Below are 5,849 nucleotides of genomic sequence, written 5' to 3'. Positions count from 1 at the left end.
GGGCAGGGGCGCTGTCCGCGGCTTCCGCCCCGGCTGGCAGCCGGTACTGCAGTTCGATGCCGAGCGCGAGGATGGCCGGCAGCAGCGCGGCCGCGAAGCCGTTGGGCCACTGGCCGGCACGGAACATCTGGACAACAGGGAAGGCCAGCATGGAGGAAGCTATCACCGGCGCGATGACCCAAACGAGCGGCCGGGCGGGGAACAGCGCGCGGGCCAGCAGGGCCAGGGCGGCCGGCCACATCAGGGCGCCGATGTCCAGGCAGGCCAGGTTCCCCGCCGTCACCACGTCGCCAGGGACCAGCGACACCATCGCATGCCAGCCGGCGGGATAGAACGACGGCGGCGCCCCGCCGAAGATCGGCCAGATGCTCCACGGGCTGGCCTGGCCGTTGTCCTTGATCCATTGCAGGACGTTCACGTGGTAAGTCGGGTCCCAGCCCTGCGAGACGCGGTGGATCGAGCCCATCGCCTCGAGCATGACCCGGCCCAGAATCAGGGCCGTGATGGCCAGCGAGGCCGCCAGCAGCCAGGCGGTCGCGCGCGGGACGGCGAGCCGCGCCGCGGGTGGGGGAGCGATGGCCCGCCCGAGGAGCCAGCACCCGCCGATGCCGAGCGCCGCCAGCAGGATGGCCGAGAGCAGGTTCCAGCGCACGCCGGCCGCCAGGCAAACCATGGTTCCGACGGCCGCCAGCGCCGTCCCGGCGGCCGGGGCCAACACGAGGGAGCGGACGGCGGGCTGGCGCAGCGCCCGGAGGGCCAGGAAGCCGGGAAGGTAGAAGACAGCGAGCATGACAGCCAGCTGTCCGGCAACTGCCATGAGGACTCCCTTGCGCCACCAACCGTTGTGGAATTGTAGATCCGGGGGCGGGCCGTGCAGTACTCCCGCCGCGTGTTCATGGAACCGTAGGGGCGGCAGATGTCGCGGTGGTGAACGGCGGGAGAACGCAACCTGGTGTCCGGGCCTTGCGGAGACGGCGCCGCCCGCCGGAACGAGTGTTTCGGCGGGCAGCTATGCGTTGAGGGCGCGGGTTACCGGTCGGCGGCCTGGGCCTTCAGGGCGCGGGCGACTCCGTCCTTGTTTTCCAGCACCAGCCGGCGCAGGGCGGGGGAGCGGTCCGCCAGGGACTCCAACCAGGCGTCCGTGGCGTCCACGGTGGCCTGCGTGGACAGCTGCGACGGGTACAGGCCGACGACGATCTGCTGCGAGAGTTCGTGCGTGCGGGTGTTCCAGATGTCTTCGATGGCGTCGAAGTACTTCGCGGCGTAAGGCTCCAGCAGCGTGGTGTCATGCACGCGGGTGAAGCCGGCGATGACCGACTGCTGGGTGGCATTGGGCAGTTCGCCCTCGACGACGACGGACTCCCAGGTCGCCGCCTTCGCCTCGGCGGTGGGGATGGCGGCCTGCGCCAGGGCGGCGGCGCGCTGCCCGGTGGCCGTCTGGTCCCGCTCGAGTTCGGCATCGATCTCGGCCCGGCCGAAGCGGCCGCCGGCCACCAGCGAGGTGAGAAGTTCCCAGCGCAGGTCGGCATCGACGGTCAGTCCCTCCAGCGTGCGCTCGCCGGAGAGCAGCGCGGCCACGGTGTCCAGCTGCGCGCCGGTCTGGGCATGCACGGCGAAGGCCTTGGCGAACTGCAGCTGCGAGTCGGAACCCGCGGCCGCCTCTTCGGCCAGTTCCCAGAGCCGGTCGGCGGCGGCGATGGTCAGCCGCTGGCGGTCGTCCGGGTTCACGTAGAAGGTCAGCGTGGTGGCCAGTTGCCGCAGCAGCACCAGCACGACGGAGGAGTCCGTCTCGTAGGCGATGTTGTTCAGCACCAGCTCCACGTATTCGCGGGCCGGGTTCTCGCCGTCGCGGGTGGCGTCCCACGCCGAGCCGAGCACCAGGGTGCGCGGCAGCGACGCGGTGAAGTCCTTCACGTGGCGTTTGGAGGTGGCCAGGGACACGTCGTCCAGCCGGATCTTGGCGTAGGCCAGGTCGTCGTCGTTGAGCAGCACCAGCGCCGGACGGGGCAGGCCGGCCAGCTGCGGCACCTCGGTGCGCTCGCCGTCAACATCGAGTTCCTCGCGGTGGGTGCGCACCAGCTTGCCGGCGTCGTCCAGGTTGTAGAAGCCGACGGCGAGCCGGTGCGGGCGGATGGTCGGGTAGCCGTCCGGCGCGGTCTGGAGGATGGCGAACGAGGTGATGGCGCCGTCGTCGTCGGTGGAGATCTCCGCGCGCAGGGTGTTCACGCCGGCGGTCTCCAGCCACTTGGCGGACCAGTCCTTCAGGTCCCGGCCGCTGGAGGTTTCCAGTTCGCCCAGCAGGTCGGCCAGCTCGGTGTTGCCCCAGGCGTGCTTGCCGAAGTACTCGCGGACGCCGGCCATGAACTCCTCCTGGCCCACCCAAGCCACCAGCTGGCGGAGCACGGAGGCGCCCTTGGCGTAGGTGATGCCGTCGAAGTTGACCTGCACGTCCTCCAAGTCCTTGATCTCCGCGGTGATCGGGTGGGTGGAGGGCAGCTGGTCCTGCCGGTAGGCCCAGGACTTCTCCATCGACGCGAAGGTGGTCCAGGCGTTCTTGTACTCGGTGGCCTCGGCGGCGGCCAGCGTGGACATGAATTCGGCGAAGGACTCGTTCAGCCACAGGTCGTTCCACCAGCGCATGGTCACCAGGTCGCCGAACCACATGTGCGCCAGTTCGTGCAGCACGGTGATGGCCCGGCGCTCCACCATGGCGTTGGTGGGGCGGGAGCGGAACACGTAGTTTTCCAGGAAGGTGACCGCGCCGGCGTTCTCCATGGCGCCGGCGTTGAACTCCGGCACAAACAGCTGGTCGTACTTCTCGAAGGGGTACGGGGTGCCGAACTGCTGCTCGTAGAACTCGAAGCCCTGCCGGGTGAGGGTGAAGATGTTCTCCGCGTCCATGTACTGCATCAGCGACTTGCGCGCGAACACGCCCAGCGGGATGGTGCGGCCGTCGGAGCTGGTCAGCTCGCTGCGCACGGACTGGTACGGGCCGGCGATCAGCGCGGTGATGTAGGAGGAGATCCGCGGGGTGGGCTCGAACGCCCAGGTGGCGGCCGCACCGCCGTCGTCCGTGGAACCGACGTGCCGGGGCGCCGGGGTGGGGGAGTTGGAGATGACATCCCAGTGCGACGGCGCGGTGACGGTGAAGCGGAAGGCCGCCTTCAGGTCCGGCTGCTCGAAGACGGCGAACATGCGGCGCGAATCCGGGACCTCGAACTGGCTGTAGAGGTAGACCTCGTTGTCCACCGGGTCCACGAAGCGGTGCAGGCCCTCGCCGGTGTTCATGTAGAGCGCGTCGGCGTCGATCTCCAGCACGTTGTGCTCCGCCAGGTCCGGCAGCTGGATGCGCACGCCGTCGGAGACCTCGGCCGGATCCAGCGCCTTGCCGTTAAGCGTGACCGAGCGGACGGTGTCCGTGACGGCGTCGATGAAGGTGGAGCCGCCGGGAGTGGCGGTGAAGATGACCACGGTGCGCGAGCCGAACACCTTGTCGCCGCGGGTGAGGTCCAGCGTGACGTCGTACGACTCCACGCGGAGCAGTTCGGCGCGGGCGCGCGCTTCGTCACGGGTGAGATTTAAACCTGGCAAGTTCGCCTCCAGAAGTACTTAGTGCCCCGGCTGCGCGGGACCGGAACGGGTGTGCGTGGCGGGACGCGATATGAAACAACCCTTGCACAATGTGGCCATTGTCTCACCGCAGCGGGGTAGCGCGCAGCAGTTGCGGCGAGAAAGGCGAATAGTTGCGGCCGGAGACGGCGGCGCGGTGCCCATCGCGGCTAGCCGCCCGCGAGGACCTTGGTCCACGCCGAGACATAGCCGGATTCGTCGAAGCGTTGCAGGGTTTCGCGGCTGGATCGGGCGAACCGCGAGCGCAGTTCCGGGTCGCGCATCAGGGCCAGGATGCCGTCGGCCAGCGCCTGCCGGTCGCCGAAGGGCACCAGGAAGCCGTTCTCGCCGTGCCGGATGACGTCGCGGGGGCCGTAGTTGGCGTCGTAGGCGGCGACCGGCACGCCGTAGGACATGCTCTCCAGCAGGATCAGCGGGAAGCCCTCCGACGCCGACGTCAGCACCGTGGCGCAGGCGGTGGCGTAGATGTCCGACGGGCTGTTGGTGAACGACGGGAAGCTGACCGCGGCGCCGACGCCCAGTTCGTCGATGAGCTCCCGGACGGCTCCCTCCTCCTCGTCGCCGTAGCCGAAGCCGAAGACCTCCAGCCGGGCCTGCGGGTTGCCCGCGCGCACCAGGGCGAAGACCCGGATCGCCTCGTCCACCCGTTTCTTCGGGTGCAGCCGGGCCACCATCACCAGCCGGTTGGGATCGGTGGCGTGGCCCGGGTACGGCTGCTCCGGCGGCGCCAGCTGGCCGATGGTGTGGAGCCGGTCGGCGTGGCCGAACTCGGCGGCGATGTCTTCGCGCTGCGCATCGGTGTGCAGGACCACGCCGTCCCAGCTGTCCAGGTTGTCCAGAAGCCGTCGCCAGTTGCGGCTGACTCCGGACCCTGCCACGTATGGGGGCTCCAGGTGGTTGCTGTGCACGGCGGCGATGCGCCGCAGGTTCGGGTGCCTGACGCTGCCGACCACATCGTCCAGGTTCCGGCCGGGCAGGTTGTTCAGGTTCTCGCGGAATTCCGAGGTCAGCACCGGTGCGTCTTCACCGGTCAGCAGTTGTTCGAAGGCGTGCCGGTAGAGCTCACCGGGGTCCGCGAAGGTGAGGGCATCGCCGTCGTCGCGGGCCACGCCGTCGAACAGGTAGCTGCGACCCCACTTGGGCGATCCGGGATGGTGCGTGATCGTGAGAAAGCAGCGGCCGTCGCGGCCGATCAGGCGCTGGGCGGTGGGCGTCTTGGACGATTCCTGGAAGTGCTGGACCAGCACCAGGCGGCCCTGTTCGTCCATCTCCTCCCGGCGCAGCCGGGCGCGGTTGGGGGCCAGCCGTTCGACGGCGGCCACCGTGCCTTCGGGGTGGAACCGCACGTAGGACTCTTGGATCCCGTCGCGGAAGTACCCGAAGGCCAGCCCGGAGTTGCCGACCGGCACGATGTCGTAGTCGTCCTCGGGCGGAGGCCGGACCGGTTGGCGGGTATCGGTCCCGGGGCTCGGATCCAGCCCGTACAGGACGCTGCGGACCCTGACCTCCGGATGCAGGTGGCCGTCAGCCTTGAGGCCGGCCACGTCGCGGGTGAGCCGGTGCTGCAGGCCCAGCACCTCGATCCAGATCTGTTCGGCCGCGCCGTTCCCGGCCAGCGTGTTGGCCCGGGTGCGCACCGCCTTGACCAGGCCGCCGCGCTTGAGCGCCAGGGTGTTGACGGGAAAGTGGGCGGTGAGCGGCACGATGGCATCCTGTCGTCAGGGATGCCGCCATTGTTCCGGCCCGCCGCGCGCTAGTAAAGGGGCGGACGACGGCGGATGGCCGCGGATGGCCGCCGCCGCCTCTCAGCCCTGCGCGGCCGCCACCGCGAGGTCGCGTTGCTCGGCGGCGATCTCCAGCAGCCGTTCGGCCAAGCTCAGGGCCGTGCCCGGGGCGTCCCGGCGCAGGCGCGCATAGCCGTCGGGCGTGAGGACCTCCACGCAGACCTTCCCCTCGGCACGCACCTGGGTCCGGGACGGAGCGTCGCCGAGGCCCCCGAAGCTGGTTCCGGCAGTGAAATACCGGGCGGCGTGATCGCCCTCGGCCGTCTGATCGTCCCCGGAGGCGTTGGCGGCCGCGCGTGCCTGGCCCTCCATGACCAGGACCAGGCCCGGGTGTGGTCCGCCCTCGGTAACGATGGCCGCCCCGTCGTCGTACGTGCGCCGCTCCAGGTATGCCGCGAGCGTGTCGCGCTCGCCGGCGGGCAGGGACGCCGCCAC

General features: G+C 70.1%; 4 protein-coding genes. All 4 read right to left on the bottom strand.

Annotated elements, in window-relative coordinates:
- Positions 1–817 (bottom strand): DUF6541 family protein (locus tag AC5RV2_RS13790; protein ID WP_494092800.1); only part of this gene is annotated, 817 nt, incomplete at its 3' end.
- Between the two features lie 212 nt (positions 818–1,029).
- Positions 1,030–3,591 carry an aminopeptidase N gene (gene pepN, locus AC5RV2_RS13785; RefSeq protein WP_494092799.1) on the bottom strand — a complete coding sequence of 854 codons (2,562 nt, stop codon included), beginning with the start codon at positions 3,589–3,591 and terminating at the stop codon, positions 1,030–1,032.
- A gap of 188 nt (positions 3,592–3,779) precedes the next feature.
- A complete protein-coding gene (locus AC5RV2_RS13780) occupies positions 3,780–5,333 on the bottom strand; it encodes a glycosyltransferase (protein WP_494092798.1) in 1,554 nt (517 codons plus the stop codon).
- Between the two features lie 102 nt (positions 5,334–5,435).
- Positions 5,436–5,849: cyclic nucleotide-binding domain-containing protein (locus AC5RV2_RS13775; protein ID WP_494092797.1), on the bottom strand; the 414-nt coding region annotated here is incomplete at its 5' end.

This window comes from Arthrobacter sp. Y3225116 (genome assembly GCF_059091245.1).
The sequence above is the reverse complement of the archived record's forward strand: the minus strand, read 5'-3'. Positions and strand labels throughout refer to the sequence as shown.